Origin of the sequence: Vreelandella olivaria (genome assembly GCF_023507745.1) — a bacterium.
GTDB classification, from domain to species: Bacteria; Pseudomonadota; Gammaproteobacteria; order Pseudomonadales; family Halomonadaceae; genus Vreelandella; species Vreelandella olivaria_A.
In genome coordinates, this window is the sequence record NZ_JALPZO010000108.1 from 44,410 (window position 1) to 64,144 (window position 19,735).

Here is a 19,735-nt window from a genome sequence, read left to right on the forward strand (position 1 = left end):
ATACCATAGATCATTGCCAAGATGAAGTCACACTGGATGTAGCGGTCTTAATTTACCGCTCATCACTTACCCAGAAGCCACATCGAGAATTCATGAACGTTCCCATTAAGACGCCTTCTGAAATCGAGAAAATGCGCGAAGCCGGACGTCAAGCCGCCAGCGTCATCGAAATGATCACCCCCCACATCAGCGCAGGAGTCAGTACTGGTGAAATTGACCGCCTGTGCCATGAGTACATCGTCAACGAACTGGGTTCCACGCCAGCACCACTGAATTATCACGGCTTTCCCAAGGCGACCTGCACCTCCATCAACCATGTGGTATGCCACGGGATTCCTGATGATGCCAAAAAGCTTAAAAACGGCGACATTATGAACCTGGACATCACCGTGCGAACCACCGATGGTTACCATGGCGATTCCAGTGTCATGTTCGTGATTGGCGAGACCATCCAGGGTGAACGCCTGTCCCGCATTACCCAAGAGTGCCTGTATAAAAGTATTGCCCTGGTAAAACCCGGTGTACGCCTTTCTGAACTGGCACGCGTTATTCAGCGGCATGCCGAATCCCATGGCTATTCGGTAGTGCGTGATTTCTGTGGCCACGGCATCGGCGCTGACTTTCATGAAGAGCCGCAGTTTTTGCACTATGACGGTTATGCACCAGATGCCGATATCCACCTGGAAGCGGGGATGTGCTTTACCATCGAGCCAATGATCAACGTGGGCGGCTATAAAACCAAGGTACTCCGCGATGGCTGGACCGCGGTCACCAAGGACCGCAGCCTCTCGGCCCAGTGGGAGCATACACTGCTCGTTACAGAAACCGGCGTTGAAGTGCTGACGGCACGCAGCGACGAAGACTTTAGTTTTCTTAACCACTGATGTTACTCCACCACTACCGGTTCGAGCCGGATACCACGCTGTTTGACCTCGCTGCGTTTCGTACCGAGCTGGCAGGTTCACGCTCCCCTGTCGCCCCCTTCAAGGCAGCGCTACGGGACATCCAGGCTCGCCTGGATGAGCGGTTTCGCTCCGGCGCCGATATACGCGATCTGGTACGCGGGCGGGCATGGTATTTAGATCAGTTACTTGCGATTGCCTGGGCACAGCATGACTGGCCCGATGACGGCGTTGCTCTGGTAGCGGTGGGTGGCTATGGCCGTGGAGAACTACACCCCTACTCCGATATCGATCTGCTGTTACTGCTGGAGCACGACGATGATATCCCTTACCGGGAACCACTCACCGCCTTTATCACCTTTTTATGGGATATCGGGCTGGAGATTGGTCACAGTGTTCGTTCACTCAACGACTGCGAGCGGGAAGCCGAGGCCGATGTAACGGTGATTACCAATTTATTGGAATCACGGCTGATCGCAGGCCCAGAGTCGCTGCGCGAACAAATGCGCCAGCGGCTAAACGCAGAGCACCTATGGCCCGCCGACCGTTTTTTTGAAGCCAAGTGGCAGGAGCAGATTGCCCGCCACTACCGCTACAACAACTCGGAATACCACCTGGAGCCGAACTTAAAAAGTTCGCCCGGCGGCCTGCGTGATATTCAGATGATTGGCTGGGTGGCCAAACGCCACTTCGGTACGGAACAGTACGCCGATATCGTCGCCAATGGTTTTATGAACGACGCAGAACTGCGCATTCTTAGCCAGGGCCAGGCCTTTTTATGGCAGGTGCGTTATGCCCTGCACATGCTGACTGGCCGAGCCGAAGACCGCCTGCTGTTTGATCATCAGCGCACCATCGCCGATATGTTTGGCTTCAGAGACACTCCAGAACGCTTGGCGGTTGAGCAGTTCATGAAGCGTTATTACCGGCATGTTACCGCCCTGGCCGGGCTTAACGACATGCTGTTACAGCACTTTGATGAAGTGATTTTACGTGGTAAAGAAGCGCTGGAAACCGTCATGCTCAATGAGCGCTTTGAAACCAAAGGGGGCTATATCCAGGTGCGTTCGCGTAATTTGTTCCGCGAATGCCCGGCGGCCATGCTGGAGCTGTTTCTGCTGATGGCCAAGCACCCTGAAATAGAGGGTGTCCGCGCCGACACCATTCGCCTGATTCGTGACCATCGCCACCAAATCGATGACCACTATCGGGAAGACCCGCGCCACCAACGGCTGTTTATGGCCATTATGCGCGCCCCTGGCAATGTTCCCCGCCAGCTACGGCGCATGAACCGCTACGGCATCCTCGGCAAGTACCTGCCTGAATTTGGTCGCGCGGTAGGGTTGATGCAGCACGACCTGTTCCATATCTACACCGTTGATGCGCACACGCTGCGGTTGCTGAAATTTCTGCACGGCTTCCGCAAGCCGGAAGCAAAAGATGACTTCCCGGTGGCGGCAGTGTTAATGCAGCAACTGCCCAAGTTGGATTTACTGTGGATTGCCGGCCTGTTTCACGATGTTGGCAAGGGCCGGGGCGGCGACCACTCTGAAATTGGCGCACGGGATGTCACGCAGTTCTGCAAACGCCACCATGTCTCTCAGCACGATACCAATCTGGTAAGCTGGCTGGTAGAGCACCACCTGCTGATGTCCATGACCGCGCAAAAGCGCGATATCAGCGACCCTGACGTCATCAGAGACTTCGCCCTGGTGGTTCGCGACGAAACCCGCCTGGACTACCTCTATGTGCTTACCGTCGCCGATATAAACGCCACTAACCCAACCCTGTGGAATGGCTGGCGGGCCTCGCTTTTGCGTCAATTGCACGCCGAAACCAAGCGGGCGTTACGACGTGGCTTAAATAACCCACCCGACCGGGATGACTGGGTACGGGAAACCCGCACAGAAGCCAGGTCACTGCTGCAAACCATTGGCGTGGACCGCAACCAGATAGATCAGTTGTGGGAATCCCTGGGCGAGGATTACTTCCTCCAGTACGCCCCAAGCGAGATTGTCTGGCAAACCCAAGGCATTCTTGCCCATCAGCCATCACCGCTACCACTGGTACTGATCAGCGCACCGACGGCAGATATGACAGAAGGTGGCACCAAGGTGTTTATTCACACCCGTTCGGTTGATGACCTGTTCGCGGCTACTGCCGCCGCCATGGAACAGCTCGGCTTATCCATCCACGATGCACGCATTGCCACGTCCCGCAATAACTGGACGCTGAACACCTTTATTGTGCTCGACAGCCAGGGCCAGCCTATTCGTGACCCGGCACGCATTGAAGAAATGCGCCGGCATCTGGTAGAAGAGCTGGATGACCCGGACGACTACCCCGAGATTGTCACCCGTCACACGCCGCGCCAGCTCAAACACTTCAAGGTACCAACGGAAGTGGTGATTGAGCAGGACCCCGCCAACGAGCGCACGTTGCTGGAGCTTACCGCCCCTGACCGCCCCGGCCTGCTGGCTCGTGTCGGACGTATTTTTATGGAGCAGGATATTGCGCTGTCGGCAGCCAAAATCGCGACGCTGGGCGAACGGGTTGAGGATGTTTTCTTTATCACCACCAAAGCGGGTGAACCGCTCACCGACCTGGAGCGCCAGCAACAGCTCCGTGAACGACTCATCGAAGTGCTGGGTGTATAGGCGCTCAATACGCCACGTCCTGGTGGTGAATTTGAGGTACCACCCGGGCTTGCCTATAATCGGCGGCTTAGTTTGCCGCTTTACGGCCATCCAGCACCCGCCCATAGGCTATCAACGGACACGCAATGAACCCTGACCTTAACGCCCTGCATCCCTATCCGTTTGAAAAGCTGGCCGCGCTTAAAGCATCACTCACACCACCGGCAGAGCTGACGCACATCCCCTTGACGATTGGCGAGCCCCAACATGCACCCTATGCAGCGGCGTTGGACGCCTTGGTAGCCCATCAGTTGGAGATGGCACGCTACCCTGCCACCAATGGCCTGCCGACCCTGCGAGAAGCCATTGCTGGCTGGGCAAGCCAGCGCTTTCAATTAAAGGGGCTGGATGCTGAGCGTCAGGTGATTCCGGTTAACGGCACACGCGAAGCCCTGTTTGCCTTTGTACAGGCAGCACTGGACCGAAGCCGCCCGGCGAAAGTGGCCATACCTAATCCGTTCTATCAGATTTATGAGGGCGCCACTTTATTGGCAGGTGGTGAACCGCTCTATCTGGACTGCACTGCCGAGAATGGCTTTCGACCCGACTTCTCAGCAGTAAACGCCGATACCTGGCGCGATGTGCAGATCGTGTTTATCTGTTCCCCAGGCAACCCCACCGGTGCAGTCACGCCACTTGACGAATTTAAGCAGCTGATTGCGCTGGCCGACGAGCATGATTTTATTATCGCCTCCGATGAGTGTTACTCAGAACTCTACCTGGATGAAAGCTCACCGCCTCCCGGCCTGTTACAAGCCTGTGCCGAGCTTGGCCGTGACGATTACCAGCGCTGCGTGGTGTTCCATTCGTTATCCAAACGCTCAAACCTGCCGGGCTTGCGCTCTGGCTTTGTCGCAGGCGATGCGAACCTGCTGGTTCCCTTCAAACGTTACCGCACCTACCACGGTTGTGCGATGTCCCTACCGGTGCAGCACGCTTCTATCGCCGCCTGGCAGGATGAAGCCCATGTGCGCGCCAACCGGGAGGCTTACCGGGAGAAATTTAGTGCCGTGACGGACGTACTGGCGCCGGTGATGGACTTTCCCACTCCTGAGGCCAGCTTTTACCTCTGGCCTGCTGTCCCAGGCGGTGATGATATTGCCTTTACCCTGAGGTTGTTTACCGAACAGCACGTGAGCGTGCTGCCCGGCAGCCTGATGGGCCGCCCAGGCCAGGATGGATACAACCCAGGAGCTGGTCGGCTACGCTTAGCCTTAGTGGCGGAACTTGCGCCTACGCTGGAAGCCGCCAAGCGCCTACGCCAACTGGTCGAGCGCGGTTAACACCTCGCCCAACGCTCATTTTAGGAGGCTGTATGTTGACGCTTTATATCATCAACACCTGTGACACCTGTCGTAAAGCGCGTAAGGCGCTTGAAGAGAAAGGTATTCCCTTCAAGACCCATGACCTGCGCAAAGATGGCCTTTCGGCCAGCCTGCTAGAACACATCCTTGAGCGGGTGCCCCTGCTGGAGGCATTTAATAAACGCAGCACGACATGGCGCAACCTCCCTACAGAGGCAAAAGAAAACCTGGATGCCACCAGTGCCCGGGCGCTTTTATTGGAGAACCCAACGCTCCTTAAACGGCCACTCCTGGAAGTCGACAATGAGACCATGCTGGTAGGCTTTCGCGATGGTGATTACGACAAGCTAAGCGGTTCCTAAGGAGCCCAGAGGTTTCTTAATCGACACCCTTCACTTTTATTAACTTCTAACACCTCAAAGGATGACGCGTTATGCTGAGCTTCGCGCTTGGAATCGGTACTCAAAACACCCAGGGCGACTGGCTGGAAATCTACTATCCGGCACCGCTGCTGAACCCGGCAGAAAGCCTGGTAGCCGCGGCCAAAGAAGCGCTTGAGGCGCCCACCGGCAATACAGCCGTTAGCTTCCTCCCCGAAGACTGCACACGCCTGGCCAAAGCGCTGGAAGCAGCAGGCCACTCTGAGCAGGCAGAGCTTGCCGAGTCCTTGGCGGCCAGCCAACGCCCGCTGGTGGCGATGTTTCTGGACAGCGACCAGGCGCCGCAAACCGCTCCTGAGGTGTACCTGAAGCTTCACCTGCTTTCCCATCGCTTGGTGAAGCCCCATGGGCTTGACCTGACCGGCATGTTCGGCCTGCTGCGTAACATCGCCTGGACCAACGAAGGCGCCATTGATATTGAAGAGCTGCCCGCCCGGCGTCTCAAGGCACGCCTTGCGGGCCGTACGCTGTCGGTGGACTGTGTGGATAAATTCCCCAAAATGACCGATTACGTTGTCCCTACCGGCATTCGTATCGGTGATACTGCCCGCGTACGCCTGGGCGCCTACCTGGGTGAAGGCACCACGGTCATGCATGAAGGTTTCGTTAACTTCAACGCGGGTACCGAAGGTCCCGGCATGATTGAAGGCCGCATTTCCGCAGGTGTTATGGTGGGCAAAGGCTCCGACCTGGGCGGCGGTTGCTCCACCATGGGAACACTTTCCGGCGGCGGCAACATCATCATCAAGGTAGGTGAAGGCTGCCTGATTGGCGCCAATGCCGGTATCGGCATTCCGCTGGGCGACCGCTGCACGGTGGAAGCGGGCCTCTATATCACCGCTGGTTCCAAGGTCACGGTGCTCGATGACCAGGGTCAGGAAGTCGACACCGTGGCCGCCCGTGAACTGGCAGGCCAGGATGATTTACTGCTGCGCCGTAACTCGCAAAATGGCCGCATTGAGTGTTTGACCAATAAAAGTGCCATTGCACTGAACGAGGCACTGCATGCCCATAACTGAGCCTGACACTCTGTCGCCCACGTTGCAGCTCGCCTTTGAGCTGCTGCGCCGCCCGTCGGTAACGCCGGACGACGAAGGCTGCCAGGAACTGATGATCGAGCGCTTAGCGGCGCTCGATTTTCATATCGAACGACTACCGTTTGGTGATGTGAAAAACTTCTGGGCAATACGTGGCCACCATGGCCCCGTACTGGCATTTGCCGGCCATACCGATGTGGTGCCCAGTGGGCCGCACACCAACTGGGACTTCCCCCCTTTTGAGCCCTGTATTGATAACCACGGTATGCTTTGCGGACGTGGCGCGGCAGATATGAAGGGCAGTCTGGCGGCCATGCTCACCGCTGTAGAGCGATTTGTGGCAGCCAACCCAGAGCACGATGGACGCATTGCCTTTCTCATTACGTCCGATGAGGAGGGGCCTGCAGTAGACGGCACCCGTGCGGTGGTAGAGCACCTGCGCGAGCGCAATGAGCGCCTGGATTACTGTATCGTCGGCGAGCCTTCCTCCACTGCCCGGCTAGGGGATATGATTAAGAATGGGCGACGTGGATCACTGGGCGGCGTGTTGCATATTAAAGGGGTACAGGGCCATGTGGCTTACCCACATCTGGCACGCAACCCAATTCACCAGGCCATGCCTGCTCTGGATAAGCTGGTCAGCGAGCACTGGGACGCGGGTAACGATTTTTTCCCCGCCACCAGTTTTCAGATTTCCAACTTTCGAGCGGGAACCGGCGCTACCAATGTGATTCCCGGCGACGTGGAAGTGGTGTTCAACTTCCGCTACTCAACGGAAGTTACCCATGAAACACTGCAAGCCCGTACCGAAGCGATTCTGGACCAGCATGGTCTTGAGTATCACATCGACTGGACACTGAACGGCGAGCCGTTTTTGACCGCCGAAGGCAAACTGGTCGACGCTGCCATTCGCGGCGTTGAAGCCGTTACTGGTGAACGCCCCGCTCTTTCGACCAGTGGCGGCACATCGGATGGCCGGTTTATTGCCACCCTGGGCGCTCAGGTAGTAGAACTCGGCCCGCTTAACGACACCATTCATAAAGCTAATGAGCGGGTGCGTGCCAACGACCTGGACGAGTTAAGCCGGATTTATGAGGCAACCCTCCAAGCACTGCTAACCACCAACGAGGTAAGCGTATGATGGAACGGTTCCCGGATATTGAAGTGTACCTGGCACAGGTGACGCTTGACGACATCAACGCCTGGTTGCAGGGCGCACTGAACGCGCCTCCTCTTAGCCCCGCGGGTAAAGGCAAATGGAAAACCCGTGGCCAGCACCAGGGAGAAAGTGTTCCGGTACTACTGGTGGATAATGCCGCTGACGGTTTCGCAAGCCTGTGGTTCGATAGCCACCACACTCCCTGGCACACCGACCAGGAATGTGCCCAGCATGCCGCTGAAGCACTGCAAACGGAAGTCCGCTGCTCGTTGGGTGGCTGGCATCCTGGCGATGATCCTGACCGCTTCTGGCAGGTACTGCCAGGAGGGCAGGAAAAGGCGATTGAGTGGCCCGACTCCGGTCGCTAAGCATTATTCGGAAGCCCTTTTGGCAACCCCAAATGCACAAGACCCCGCCTTGGCGGGGTCTTGTGTTTTCAGCCTTCTGATATAAGCCGGTTACTCAATAATGCTCACATCATCGGCCTGCAGGCCACGATCATTTTTAATCACGTGGTAACGAACAATCTGGCCTTCGGCCAGCATGCGCGGCCCACGGCCACGGATCGCGCGAAAGTGCACAAATACATCTTCGCCATTATCCCGGGTAATAAAGCCATAACCTTTATTGGTGTTAAACCACTTCACCTCACCCTCTTCGCGGCCATCGTTGGGGTCGATGATATCCTCCTCCTCATCTTCCACCGCTGGCGCTGCTTTAGGCTGACGAGGTGCCGGTTTAACACGCGTAACGTCGGCTTTCACTACCAGAGGCGGAGCCAGGGCAGCAGCGGCCAGCGTGCCAATACACAACATAATAAAACATCCCAGAGCGACGGCAATATACACACCGCCGCCGCCGTTGATGGCAAGCTCAGCTAACCACTGCTCAGCAAGCGGCGCATTTGTTAAATGAACAATCCCTGCCAGAAGAAGCGGCGTGGGGGCGGCAAGTAATACACTGATAAAGAAACAGCGAAAAACAACTTTTGGGTTCATAGATGATAAAAGCTCTCTTGTTGTATGGGTAACAGACGAAGGACAATACTCGGCCTATCAGGCCCATTCCTAACAGTACCGAGCATACTACACAAGGTAACGATGTTATCATGACAAACGATTTATCGCCTGCTGAGCTGACTCAACTTCTTGAATCTTTGGAGAGTCGGTTAGCTTATCAGGAACATTGGCTGGATACGCTCGACCAGGCGGTCGCCCAGCAGGAGCGCCGTTTGGAGAAACTGGAGCAGCTTAGCGCGCTGATGCGCGAAAGGCTGCGTGAACAGCATCAGGCGCTCCAGGCAGGTGATTCCCAGGGCGCCAGCCGTCCCGAAGACGACATACCGCCCCATTATTAACAAGCCTGCTTATGCAACTACCTTCCCAGGGTTAATACTTTCCAACCCAAACGCTTCCGCTACCGCGGGGTAGGTGACCTGACCATCGTATACATTCAGCCCTGGCAGGAAATGTGGGTCATCCCGTAATGCCTGCTGCCAGCCTTTATCGGCCAGGGCCAGTACAAACGGTAGCGTGGCGTTGGTCAGCCCCTGGGTGGATGTGCGTGCCACTGCACCGGGCATGTTGGCTACACAGTAGTGCACAATACCATCGACAATATACGTCGGTTCTGCGTGGGTAGTGGGCTTACTGGTTTCAAAACAGCCACCCTGATCAATGGCCACATCCACCAATACACTGCCGGGCTTCATATCCGCCAGCATGGCACGGGTAATCAGCTTGGGGGCAGCGGCACCCGGAATAAGTACGGCACCGACGATCATATCCGACTCTTTAGCAGCATGTTCCAGTGCATCCGCCGTGGAGTAAACGGTTTTGATGCGCCCCTGATAGCGGTCATCCAGCACTTCCAGGCGGGCAATGGATTTATCCACAATCGTCACTTCCGCCCCCAACCCCAGCGCCATACGGGCTGCATTCTCACCCACTACACCACCACCAATCACGGTTACTTTGCCCGGCGCCACCCCCGGCACCCCCGGTAACAGCACTCCCGAACCACCCTGGGCCTTCTCCAGGCTATGCGCCCCCGCCTGCACCGCCATGCGCCCTGCCACCGTACTCATCGGCGCCAGCAACGGGAGCCCCCCTTGCCCATCGGTAATGGTTTCATAGGCAATACAGGTTGCCCCACTGGTCATTAACCCACGGGTTAGTTGTTCCTCAGCGGCCAGGTGCAGGTAGGTAAACAGTGTGTGACGAGGCGTCAACCGTGCGACCTCTGCCGGCTGTGGCTCCTTTACTTTTAACACCAGTTCGGCGTTTTGCCACAGCAGTTCAACATCTGACTCAATCCGGGCACCGGCGGCCTCATAATCACGGTTACTGTACCCGGCCCCTTCGCCAGCATCGGCCTGCACAGATACCGTGTGGCCTCGGCTCACCAGCTCCCGCGCTCCGGTCGGGGTGAGCGCAACCCGGTACTCATGGTTTTTAATCTCTTTTGGAACGGCGACTTTCATTGATGAACTCTCCTGTTGCAGGCATTAGATAGGCACTGTTAGATTAATTACAGCACAGCTGACGCCAACCATCACCCCAGGGAATAAAAACAAAAAAAACGCCGGTTAAGGCGTTTTTAAGGAGAAAAATCTAGCGATTAAGGGCTTTAGGCGAAAAAATCATCGTTATTCTGCAGCGACAGCGTTCCCGTAGATACGCTGATACTCTTCCGGCAGGCGTTTGGGACGACCGCTCGACAACGCGATACAGGCAAACCGGGTAAGGGCATTCAGCAGCAATCTACCATCGCTCAGACGCTTAAGCTGAAACCGCCGGGTTAGGCTAAAGCGACCATCACACCCAACGATCCAGGTGGCCAGCTGCAATATGTCATCCGCATATGCTGGCGCCAAATAGTCCAGTTCGTGGCGATGCACCACCATGGCACGATCAAGCTCACGGTAACGCTCAATGGATAGCCCCAATGCCTTGGAATGGGCCCAACTGACCTGCTCCACCCAACGCAAGTACTCGCTATTATTCACATGGCGATAGGCATCAATAGCCTCTTCCGTCACATGAATATCGATCACAAAGGGATTCGGCAGTACCCATTCCATATCGCTACTCCCTATGACATTCATCACGCCCGCGCGTGGTTAATCGCGAAACACCCGAACACCCAGCGCCTTAAGATACGAGGTTTCCGGGATCGCCGGGTGCACCGGATGATCAGGCCCCTGGTGCCCCTGAAAAATCACCTGACCGTGGCGGTCCTGGTGGCGCACTGCCCCACGTACCACATCAACCAGTCGCTCAGGTGCCAGATGCATGGAGCAGGATGCCGACAGCAGCAGCCCATCGCGGCCCAGCAGACGCATTGCCTCACGGTTTAGGCGGGCATAGGCACGCTCACCATTGGGGATATCCTTACGCTTTTTGATAAACGCGGGCGGGTCCAGAACAACCACATCGAACTGTTCGCCGTCAGCTTTTAACGCTGCCAACGCTTCGAAGGCATCGCCTTCACCCACTGCCACCTGCTCTTGAACGCCGTTTAGCTCAGCATTGCGGGCCACCTGCTCCAGGGCCGGGCCTGAGGCATCAATGCACAACACCTCGGTTGCCCCACTGGCCGCCGCCTGCACCCCCCAGCCACCGACATAGCTGAATACATCCAGAACCCGCTTACCGGCCACCTGGCTGTTCAACCAGGCGCGATTAACCCGGTGGTCAAAGAACCAGCCGGTTTTCTGACCATCAAGTACTGGTACCGCAAAGCTGACGCCGTTCTCCTCCAGCAACACTTCATCAGGCAAGGCACCTTTTACCACTTCAACGTGAGCTTCCAGGCCTTCCTGACGGCGCCCGCCTGTATCGTTGCGGAACACAATTGCATTGGGTTTAATGACCTTTTCCAGGGCATCAACGATATCTTCCGCCAGCGCCTGCATGCCTGCGGTATTGAGCTGCACCACCACCACATCACCAAACCGGTCAATCACCAACCCAGGCAGCAAATCACCTTCGCCGTGGATCAAGCGGTAAAACGGCTTATCAAACAAACGCTGACGCAGTGCCAGCGCCTGATTAAAGCGGTGTACAAACAGCGAGCGGTCAAGGCGCATTTCCGGGTCGCGAGACATAACCCGCCCACAAATGAGTGAGTGAGGGTTTACATAGGCGACCCCAAGGGTCTTACCGTTAGACGCTTCGACCAATGCAGGCTCGCCCGCCGCAAAGTTTTTTAGCGGCGTTTCTTTGATATCCACTTCGTTGGAGTAGATCCACAGATGGCCGGCTTTCAGGCGGCGATCGGCGTTTTTATTCAGGCGCAGGCGTTGGGTCACAACAATCTCCAAAAGAGCTACCTCACAAGCCCCATAGGCCCTGTAAGCATAGTCGAAACAGTTAACATCACAGGTGGCTGCTAGCGCTGGCACCCTGGGCAAAACACGCTGGCGCGCTGACCAAGCGTAATTCTACGCAGCTCAGTGCCACAGCGCAGGCAGGGCAGCCCGTGGCGCCCATACACATTGAGTTGCTGGGCAAAGTAGCCGGGCTCTCCCTGGCCACTCACAAAATCACGCAGGGTAGTGCCACCCTGAGTAATCGCTGCCGCCAGTACTTCTTTAACCGCAGCAGCCAGTTGCTGATAACGGCCCAGGGAAATACGCCCTGCCGCGCGACGAGGGTCAATACCCGCCATAAACAGCGCTTCGGCAGCGTAGATATTGCCTGCGCCGACCACCACCTGGTTATCCATTATGAAGGGCTTCACCGCGACCCGTTTATTGCGCGACAGCGCATATAGCCATTGCCCATTAAACGCCGCATCCAGCGGCTCCGGGCCAAGATGCTTCAAGCGCTTATCCAGGCTGCCATCCCCCTGCTGCCAGTCGACAAAACCAAACCGCCGTGGATCATGGTAACGCAGCACATGGCCACTGGCGGTGACAACATCCACATGATCGTGTTTTTTCGGCAGGTCACCCACCCTGGCAATACGCAGACTACCCGACATTCCCAGGTGCCACAGTAACGTGGCATCGCCTTCCAGTGTTGTCAGCGGAATCTGCAGGTACTTGGCTCGCCGCGTTAGCGTTCCCACCCGCGCACCCACCAGCCGTTCGACCAGATCATCGGGTACCGGTACGCGCAGGCGCGGCTGACGCACCAGGACTTCAGTGATTTCCTGCCCCTCCAAATAGGGGGCAATGCCACGTCGCGTCGTTTCAACTTCAGGCAATTCGGGCATGATGAAAGCCTATGATGACAGCACGGTGACAACGGCCTTATCGCCTATGCGGTGCTGGCGCATAGGGACATTAACCATCAAGCATGCAAAAACCCGGCTTGGGGCCGGGTTTTTCAACAGGCACTCGCCTGCGGTGAAAGCCAATCATCGTAATCGTGATTACTTGATTTTGGCTTCCTTGTAGATAACGTGCTTACGGACCACCGGGTCGTATTTCTTGAATTCGAACTTATCCGGCGTGTTCCGCTTATTCTTATCAGTGGTGTAGAAGTGGCCTGTACCGGCACTAGACACCAGCTTGATCTTATCGCGCATGGTTTACTCTCCCAAAATGCTTGCTTAGATGGCGTCGCCGCGCTTACGGATGTCAGCCAGAACCGTTTCGATACCTTTCTTGTCGATGATGCGCATTCCTTTAGAGGAGACGCGCAGCTTGACGAAGCGGTTTTCGGATTCAACCCAAAAACGATGGGTGTGCAGGTTCGGCAAGAAACGGCGACGTGTCTTACGCTGGGAGTGTGAAACGTTATTACCAGTTACCGGACGCTTGCCGGTAACCTGACATACTTTGGACATGAGAGCCTCCAACCGCTTGGCGAGTTGTTCAAAACTGTCGGGCAAACCGGAGCAGGGAGGGAGTCGACGCAGTTAACCGCCTAGCTGTACCCAAATCCGTTATTCAACCCAAGTTCAAAGGTGGCACTTTATACCAGAGCACCTGGCCTCCAGCAAGCAAAACCGCCCAAAAAGGCCAAAAAAGGCCAAAAAAGACCTTTATTGGTCATTTTACTTAGACATGTAGCAGTAACCTCAGCAGTTACTCTTTTGTCTTCAACTGTTATAGCCAGCCGCGCTCGGCAAAGGAAACCACATCACCGTCCCCCACCACGAAATGATCAAGCACCCGCACATCGAAAAGTGCGAGAGCATCTTTTAGGCGTTCGGTGATACGTCGATCAGCATCGCTTGGCTCAGCCACACCCGAAGGGTGGTTGTGTGCCAGGATGACAGCACCAGCGTGTAACTCCAAGGCACGCTTGGCAACTTCGCGGGGATAAACGGATGCGCTGTCCAGAGTACCGCGAAACAGGGATTCATAGCGAATGATTCGGTGCTGGGTATCCAAAAAAAGCACCGCAAACTCTTCATGGCCCAAGTGGCGTAGCTGGGAACTCAGATAATGGCGAACCAGTGCAGGAGAGGTAAGCGCATTGCCCTTGTCCAGTTGGCTCGCCAGATGACGCCGGGAAAGCTCCAGGGTCGCCTGTAACTGGGCGAACTTGGCGCTGCCCAACCCACGGGCAGCACAAAACCGGGTCTGGTCCGCCTCCAACAGCGGCCTCAAACCACCAAAACTGGCCAGCAGATCCCGCGCTAAATCCACCGCTGAACGGCCCTGCACCCCCACCCGTAGAAAAATTGCCAACAGCTCTGCATCAGATAGCGCCTGGGCGCCCATGGCTAACAGCTTTTCTCTTGGCCGTTCACCCTCTGGCCAGTGGTTGATCCCCATCCGCCGCTCCCTGCTCGCTATAGCCTGAAGAATACTTTATCGCATTATCGCCTCACTATACCTCGCTTTTCCACCCTTCTACTGAACATGCCAAAGTCATCAGTCAAATGGTATGGTAAGCCTCTTCATGTACGTCACACTGGACTGCCCGCCATGGCTTCACTTCCGTTGTCCCCTTTGTCATCACTTGCTGGCAAGCGCCTGCTGTTGGGCATAAGCGCTGGCATTGCGGCGTATAAAAGCGCGCTGATCGTACGACTGCTCAAGCAGGCGGGCTGCGAGGTTCGTGTGGTGATGACCGAGGGTGCTCAGGCGTTTATCACGCCATTAACGCTGCAAGCGCTTTCCGGTGAGCCTGTCCGCACCTCTCTATTAGACCCCGAAGCCGAAGCCGGCATGGGGCATATCGAGCTTGCCCGCTGGGCGGATGCGATACTGATTGCCCCTGCCACAGCAGACCTGATGGCACGGCTGGTACATGGCATGGCCGACGATCTGCTGACCACCTTATGCCTGGCGTCTGACGCACCGAAACTCATGGCCCCTGCCATGAATCAGGCCATGTGGCGCCACCCGGCCACTCAGCGCAACGTTGCCCAGCTTGCCGCAGATGGATGGCAGCTGATTGGCCCCGCTGCTGGCGACCAGGCCTGTGGCGACGTGGGCCCAGGGCGGATGAGCGAGCCAGAGGCGGTCGTGAATGCCGTGGCACACCATTTCAAGCCAACCACGTTAGCCCAACCATCAGCACCGCATATTGTGATTACCGCAGGCCCGACCCGTGAAGCGCTTGACCCCGTTCGCTACCTGTCGAATCATAGTTCGGGAAAAATGGGTTATGCCCTGGCCGCCCAGGCCACCGCCCAGGGCGCACGGGTAACGCTGATCAGCGGCCCGGTCAACCTGCCCACCCCTCAGGGTGTTGAGCGCATTGACGTGGAAACCGCCGCACAGATGCACCAGGAGGCACTACGCTTAGCGCCGCAGGCCGCCATGTTTATCGGCTGCGCAGCAGTGGCCGACTACCGCGCCGCCAGCGCCGCCGAGCATAAGATTAAAAAAACCGATGACAGCAATACACTCACGCTGACGCTGGTCAAAAATCCCGACATTATCGCCGATGTGGCGGCCCTGCCCGCCAGCACACGCCCCTTTGTGGTGGGCTTTGCCGCCGAAACCCAGGATCTGGCCCACTATGCGGAAGATAAACTGACCCGCAAGGGGCTGGATATGATTGTTGCCAATGATGTTTCCCAGCAGGGCCAGGGATTTGGCAGTGATGACAACGCCGCTCTGCTGCTTTGGCGGGCGCCTTCAGGTACTGAGCAACTGGCAGCCCCGCATCAGACGAAAAATCAATTGGCCACTCTTATCATTCATCAGGCACTTTCACTACTATCCACCCCTCTTCTGGAGCTTTAACATGAGCAGAACCCGCCCCCGCCTGCAGTGCAAGGTATTGGATGAACGCTTGCACGACTACCTTCCCTCCTACGCAACGGCAGGCTCTGCGGGCATGGATTTACGGGCACTACTGGATGAGCCGTTATCGCTTGCACCGGGAGAGTGCCAACTCGTCCGCACCGGCCTTGCCGTCTATATTGAAGACCCTGGCCTTGCTGGCATGATTCTGCCGCGCTCTGGCCTTGGTCATAAGCACGGCATTGTACTGGGCAATCTGGTCGGGCTGATTGACTCCGACTACCAGGGAGAACTCATGATCTCGGTATGGAACCGTGGTCAACGTAGTTTTACATTGTCGCCCTTCGAGCGCCTGGCGCAGTATGTGGTGGTGCCTGTCGTGCAGGCGGAGCTTGCGATTGTGGATGCCTTTGAAGACTCCACACGCGGCAGCGGGGGCTTTGGTAGCACAGGCCGCCAATAAGCGATTCGCCGTTTTCCCGTCTCTTTCAAGGATTGCTGATGGATGTACCTGCTTCTATTTTTCGCGCGTATGACATTCGTGGCATCGTGGATGACACGCTCAGTGAAGCCACCACCGAGTTAATTGGCCGTGCCGTTGGCTCAGAAGCCGCCGCACGCGGGGAGCAAACCGTCATTGTTGCACGGGATGGGCGACTCTCCGGCCAACGGCTTCAGACCGCGCTGATTTGCGGCCTGACAGCCGCAGGACGCAACGTTATTGACATCGGCATGGTACCCACCCCGGCACTCTACTTCGCCACACATACGCTTGCTGAGAGCTGTTCAGGCGTAATGCTAACGGGCAGCCATAACCCGCCAGAGTACAATGGATTCAAAATTGTTATCGCGGGGGAAACGCTTTCCGATAGCGCGATTACCGCCCTCTATGAACGCATCCAGGCGGGTGACTTTACCCATGGCGAAGGAAGCGTCAGCCAACAGGACGTTCGCGCCACTTACCTTGACCGTATTGTCAGCGACACCCACATTGAGCGGCCACTGCATGCCGTTGTGGACTGTGGTAACGGCGTTGCTGGCGAACTCGGCCCACAGCTCATAGAGCGCCTGGGGGTCACAACAATACCGCTGTTTGATGACATCGACGGCCACTTCCCCAATCACCACCCTGACCCCGGCAAGCCGGAAAACCTCCAGGATTTAATTCACCACGTGGTACAAAGCGGCGCAGATATCGGCCTGGCTTTTGACGGCGATGGCGACCGGCTGGGCGTGGTTACCCCCCGTGGCCGAATTATTTATCCAGACCACCTGCTAATGGTATTTGCCACTGACATGCTGTCACGTCAGCCAGGTGCGAAAGTGGTCTTCGACATCAAGTGTACTGGCAACCTGACGAAAGTGATCCGCACTGCCGGCGGTGAGCCGGAAATGTGGCGCACCGGCCATTCGCTGATTAAGGCACGCATGCAGGAAACAGGTGCTCAGCTAGGCGGCGAGATGAGTGGGCATATTTTTTTCAGCGAGCGTTGGTACGGATTTGATGACGGCCTATACGCCGCCGCTCGCCTGCTGGAAATTCTGGCACGCTACCCAGGCAGTGCGGATGAACTGTTTGAGCAGTTCCCACAGGATGTCAGTACGCCGGAAATTAACGTTAGCGTTTCAGATGAAGAAAAATTTGCCCTTGTCGAGACGCTTGCCAGAGAGGGCGACTTCGGCGAAGGTATCAAGACAACGCTAGACGGCATCCGGGTCGACTATAACGATGGCTGGGGGCTGTGTCGGGCCTCTAATACCACTCCTGCGTTAGTGTTGCGCTTTGAAGGCAAGGACAGCGCCGCGCTAAACCGCATAAAAGAGCGTTTTGCCTGCGCCCTGGCAAAGGTGGCACCAACGCTCTCCATCCCTGAAACCACAGCAGGGTGATCGCGCCGACAGAACGCGCGACATGATAAAACAGCTATGAAAAGCACGCTGCCTGGGAACACCCATGTTAGCGACGAAAAACAGTAGCGACGATAAAGAGTAAAGGGACAACGTCATGAGTTCAGCTAGTCGCGACCCCCAGGTCGTTGTGGAGGTGCTGTCAGAAGCTCTCCCCTATATCCAGCAGTTTTCTGGCAAAACCGTGGTCGTCAAATATGGTGGCAACGCCATGACCGAAGATAAGCTGATGGATTCCTTCGCCCGCAACATTGTGTTGATGAAAGAGGTAGGGATTAACCCGGTGGTGGTGCATGGCGGCGGCCCTCAGATTGGCAGCCTGCTGGCAAAACTCAATATCGAGTCGCGCTTTGTTAACGGCATGCGGGTCACTGACTCCCAAACCATGGATGTTGTAGAGATGGTGCTGGGCGGTCTGGTCAACAAAAGCATTGTGAACCTGATCAATCAGAGCGGTGGCAAAGCAATTGGCCTAACCGGTAAAGATGGCGCACAGATTCGTGCCCGACAGCTCAAGGTCGAGCACCAAAGCCCAGAAATGACCGCGCCGGAAATCATCGACATTGGCCATGTGGGCGAAGTGGAAGCGATCTCGACCGACCTGATTGAAATGCTCGCTGCCCGCGATTTTATTCCTGTGATTGCCCCTATCGGTGTCGACGACGAAGGCCACAGCTACAATATCAATGCCGACCTGGTAGCAGGCAAACTTGCCGAAGCCCTGAGTGCTGAAAAATTGATGCTGCTGACCAACGTAGCGGGCCTGATGAACAGCGAAGGCCAGGTGATGACAGGGCTGTCTACGGCCCAGGTGGATAGCCTGATCGCTGATGGGACGATTTATGGTGGCATGCTGCCCAAAATACGTTGCGCCCTGGATGCCGTGAAAGGCGGCGTTAACAGCGCCCATATTATCGACGGTCGCGTGCCCCACGCAGTACTCCTGGAAATCTTTACTAATGCTGGGGTTGGCACCCTGATCACAAACGCAGGCTAACCGCGACGGAGGGCTAAGTTATGAGCGATACACGCAAACCGCGCCGCCGCGAACAGATCCTGCAGGCCCTGGCCATTATGCTGGAAGAGGATAGCGGCAAACGCATTACCACTGCTGCGCTTGCCCGTCAGGTGGGCGTTTCAGAAGCGGCGCTATATCGTCACTTTCCAAGCAAAGCACGTATGTTCGAGGGACTCATCGATTTTATCGAAGAGAGTGTTTTTGCGCGGATTACCCGCATTCTCGAAGACATTCCCGATGCACAAAGCCGCTGCGGCACCATTCTGGCACTGCTACTCGGCTTTGCAGAAAAAAATCCGGGGCTTGCTCGTGTACTGGGTGGAGATGTACTGACCGGAGAAACGGCACGGCTGCGACAGCGCGTTCACCAACTGTTTGAACGCCTGGAAATGCAGCTCAAACAAGTACTCAGAGAAGCTGAACTGAGGGAAGGCCGCCGCACCAGCATCCCGGCCTCTGCCGCGGCTAATTTGCTGATCGCGCAAGCCGAAGGACGTATCTCCCAGTACGTACGCAGCGACTTTAAGCGCTTACCTACCGAATACTGGGATGACCAGTGGGCTCTACTCTCCAGCCAGCTACTGCGCGAGGCGGTTCAGTCTGCCTGAAAGCTGAGGAGTAACGCCCATTGAAAAAACGCCCCGAAGGTTGGATTGGGTATCCCACCTTCGGGGCGCAGTTCAGAGCCACAACGCTTTTTTACAGTGATATATAAGCATTACTTAAAAATCAAAAAATACCGTATCACCTGGCCCTGCAAACGGATATCCAAACGACCACCTATACGGCGATAAGCTGCCCCCTACCTGAGAAGGCGAACCGGAGATGATTTCGGTGGTGCCGTGGCCAAGAATGGGGCAGCAGTTCAGGTCACCTTGGTGTGCGTTTTGGTTCATACGCCGGTCAACACGCGCGCCACCCGCCACTGACCATCGCGAGATTTATAGAACACCACCGGAAAAGAGGTATAGTCTTCGCTGCCGCTCGGTGGGTGCTCCCAGAGAATCGGAGTGGGTTGAATACGCACCAGCCGCCCCTCATCAAGAAACTCCACCTGATCATCCTGAGGATCGTCGCCCCAGAACAGCGGCTGCAATACCCCACCGTCTGGACGTG

Annotated in this window: 22 protein-coding genes; 13 read left to right on the forward strand and 9 right to left on the reverse strand. The window is 56.4% G+C overall.

The features are described 5' to 3' along the window. Positions 1-92: 92 nt before the first annotated feature. The 7 genes from map to HP566_RS08680 all read left to right on the forward strand — a co-directional run bounded on the left by map (position 93) and on the right by HP566_RS08680 (position 7,906). The gene (gene map / locus HP566_RS08650) at positions 93-884 is read left to right on the forward strand and encodes a type I methionyl aminopeptidase (protein ID WP_249976858.1); all 792 of its coding nucleotides are present in this window, start codon (positions 93-95) and stop codon (positions 882-884) included. Next, entirely contained in the window at positions 884-3,559 is a 2,676-nt protein-coding gene (locus HP566_RS08655) for a [protein-PII] uridylyltransferase (protein ID WP_249976859.1), read from the forward strand. Before map ends, HP566_RS08655 begins: the two co-directional genes overlap by 1 nt. A gap of 125 nt (positions 3,560-3,684) precedes the next feature. Continuing rightward, positions 3,685-4,881, forward strand: a complete 1,197-nt coding sequence (gene dapC / locus HP566_RS08660; protein ID WP_249976860.1) for a succinyldiaminopimelate transaminase — start codon at positions 3,685-3,687, stop codon at positions 4,879-4,881. Between the two features lie 32 nt (positions 4,882-4,913). Beyond that, complete coding sequence (locus tag HP566_RS08665) at positions 4,914-5,264, forward strand: Spx/MgsR family RNA polymerase-binding regulatory protein (RefSeq protein WP_249976861.1); 351 nt, start codon at positions 4,914-4,916, stop codon at positions 5,262-5,264. Between the two features lie 71 nt (positions 5,265-5,335). Next, positions 5,336-6,361, forward strand: coding sequence for a 2,3,4,5-tetrahydropyridine-2,6-dicarboxylate N-succinyltransferase (gene dapD, locus HP566_RS08670; protein WP_249976862.1), 1,026 nt, complete (start codon positions 5,336-5,338; stop codon positions 6,359-6,361). Continuing rightward, complete coding sequence (gene dapE, locus HP566_RS08675; RefSeq protein ID WP_249976863.1) at positions 6,348-7,520, forward strand: succinyl-diaminopimelate desuccinylase; 1,173 nt, start codon at positions 6,348-6,350, stop codon at positions 7,518-7,520. Before dapD ends, dapE begins: the two co-directional genes overlap by 14 nt. After that, positions 7,517-7,906 carry a hypothetical protein gene (locus HP566_RS08680; protein ID WP_249976864.1) on the forward strand — a complete coding sequence of 130 codons (390 nt, stop codon included), beginning with the start codon at positions 7,517-7,519 and terminating at the stop codon, positions 7,904-7,906. Before dapE ends, HP566_RS08680 begins: the two co-directional genes overlap by 4 nt. Before the next feature lie 90 nt (positions 7,907-7,996). On the opposite strand, the gene HP566_RS21600 is transcribed toward HP566_RS08680, so the two are convergent. Next, the gene (locus tag HP566_RS21600; protein WP_284041386.1) at positions 7,997-8,536 is read right to left on the reverse strand and encodes a cold-shock protein; all 540 of its coding nucleotides are present in this window, start codon (positions 8,534-8,536) and stop codon (positions 7,997-7,999) included. 110 nt (positions 8,537-8,646) lie between these two features. Here HP566_RS21600 and HP566_RS08690 point away from each other — a divergent pair, with 110 nt between their 5' ends. Continuing rightward, positions 8,647-8,895: a SlyX family protein gene (locus HP566_RS08690; RefSeq protein WP_249976865.1), complete on the forward strand. Its 249-nt coding sequence runs from the start codon at positions 8,647-8,649 to the stop codon at positions 8,893-8,895. A 9-nt stretch (positions 8,896-8,904) separates the two neighbouring features. Here the strand turns inward: HP566_RS08690 and ald are convergent, their stop codons facing one another. The 7 genes from ald to radC form a co-directional block, all read right to left on the reverse strand. Then, positions 8,905-10,020, reverse strand: a complete 1,116-nt coding sequence (gene ald / locus HP566_RS08695; protein ID WP_249976866.1) for an alanine dehydrogenase — start codon at positions 10,018-10,020, stop codon at positions 8,905-8,907. A 165-nt stretch (positions 10,021-10,185) separates the two neighbouring features. Beyond that, entirely contained in the window at positions 10,186-10,620 is a 435-nt protein-coding gene (locus HP566_RS08700; protein ID WP_249976867.1) for an acyl-CoA thioesterase, read from the reverse strand. Positions 10,621-10,659: 39 nt separating this feature from the next. Beyond that, on the reverse strand, positions 10,660-11,850 hold the full coding sequence (locus HP566_RS08705) for a class I SAM-dependent rRNA methyltransferase (RefSeq protein WP_249976868.1): 1,191 nt from the start codon (positions 11,848-11,850) through the stop codon (positions 10,660-10,662). 80 nt (positions 11,851-11,930) lie between these two features. Then, positions 11,931-12,758, reverse strand: a complete 828-nt coding sequence (gene mutM, locus HP566_RS08710; RefSeq protein ID WP_249976869.1) for a bifunctional DNA-formamidopyrimidine glycosylase/DNA-(apurinic or apyrimidinic site) lyase — start codon at positions 12,756-12,758, stop codon at positions 11,931-11,933. A 159-nt stretch (positions 12,759-12,917) separates the two neighbouring features. After that, complete coding sequence (gene rpmG / locus HP566_RS08715) at positions 12,918-13,073, reverse strand: 50S ribosomal protein L33 (RefSeq protein ID WP_009098622.1); 156 nt, start codon at positions 13,071-13,073, stop codon at positions 12,918-12,920. A gap of 24 nt (positions 13,074-13,097) precedes the next feature. Next, positions 13,098-13,334 carry a 50S ribosomal protein L28 gene (gene rpmB, locus HP566_RS08720; protein WP_038481085.1) on the reverse strand — a complete coding sequence of 79 codons (237 nt, stop codon included), beginning with the start codon at positions 13,332-13,334 and terminating at the stop codon, positions 13,098-13,100. 262 nt (positions 13,335-13,596) lie between these two features. Further along, the gene (gene radC / locus HP566_RS08725) at positions 13,597-14,271 is read right to left on the reverse strand and encodes a RadC family protein (RefSeq protein ID WP_249976870.1); all 675 of its coding nucleotides are present in this window, start codon (positions 14,269-14,271) and stop codon (positions 13,597-13,599) included. Positions 14,272-14,424: 153 nt separating this feature from the next. Between radC and coaBC the strand changes: the two genes are divergently transcribed. From coaBC to slmA, 5 genes are all read left to right on the forward strand, one after another. Then, positions 14,425-15,693, forward strand: coding sequence for a bifunctional phosphopantothenoylcysteine decarboxylase/phosphopantothenate--cysteine ligase CoaBC (gene coaBC / locus HP566_RS08730; RefSeq protein WP_249976871.1), 1,269 nt, complete (start codon positions 14,425-14,427; stop codon positions 15,691-15,693). 1 nt (position 15,694) lies between these two features. Further along, positions 15,695-16,156 carry a dUTP diphosphatase gene (gene dut, locus HP566_RS08735; protein ID WP_249976872.1) on the forward strand — a complete coding sequence of 154 codons (462 nt, stop codon included), beginning with the start codon at positions 15,695-15,697 and terminating at the stop codon, positions 16,154-16,156. A 38-nt stretch (positions 16,157-16,194) separates the two neighbouring features. Then, the gene (locus HP566_RS08740; RefSeq protein ID WP_249976873.1) at positions 16,195-17,583 is read left to right on the forward strand and encodes a phosphomannomutase/phosphoglucomutase; all 1,389 of its coding nucleotides are present in this window, start codon (positions 16,195-16,197) and stop codon (positions 17,581-17,583) included. 115 nt (positions 17,584-17,698) lie between these two features. After that, a complete protein-coding gene (gene argB, locus HP566_RS08745) occupies positions 17,699-18,598 on the forward strand; it encodes an acetylglutamate kinase (RefSeq protein WP_249976874.1) in 900 nt (299 codons plus the stop codon). A gap of 20 nt (positions 18,599-18,618) precedes the next feature. Next, positions 18,619-19,227: a nucleoid occlusion factor SlmA gene (gene slmA / locus HP566_RS08750; RefSeq protein ID WP_249976875.1), complete on the forward strand. Its 609-nt coding sequence runs from the start codon at positions 18,619-18,621 to the stop codon at positions 19,225-19,227. Between the two features lie 284 nt (positions 19,228-19,511). On the opposite strand, the gene HP566_RS08755 is transcribed toward slmA, so the two are convergent. Continuing rightward, positions 19,512-19,735: hypothetical protein (locus HP566_RS08755; RefSeq protein WP_249976876.1), on the reverse strand; the 224-nt coding region annotated here is incomplete at its 5' end.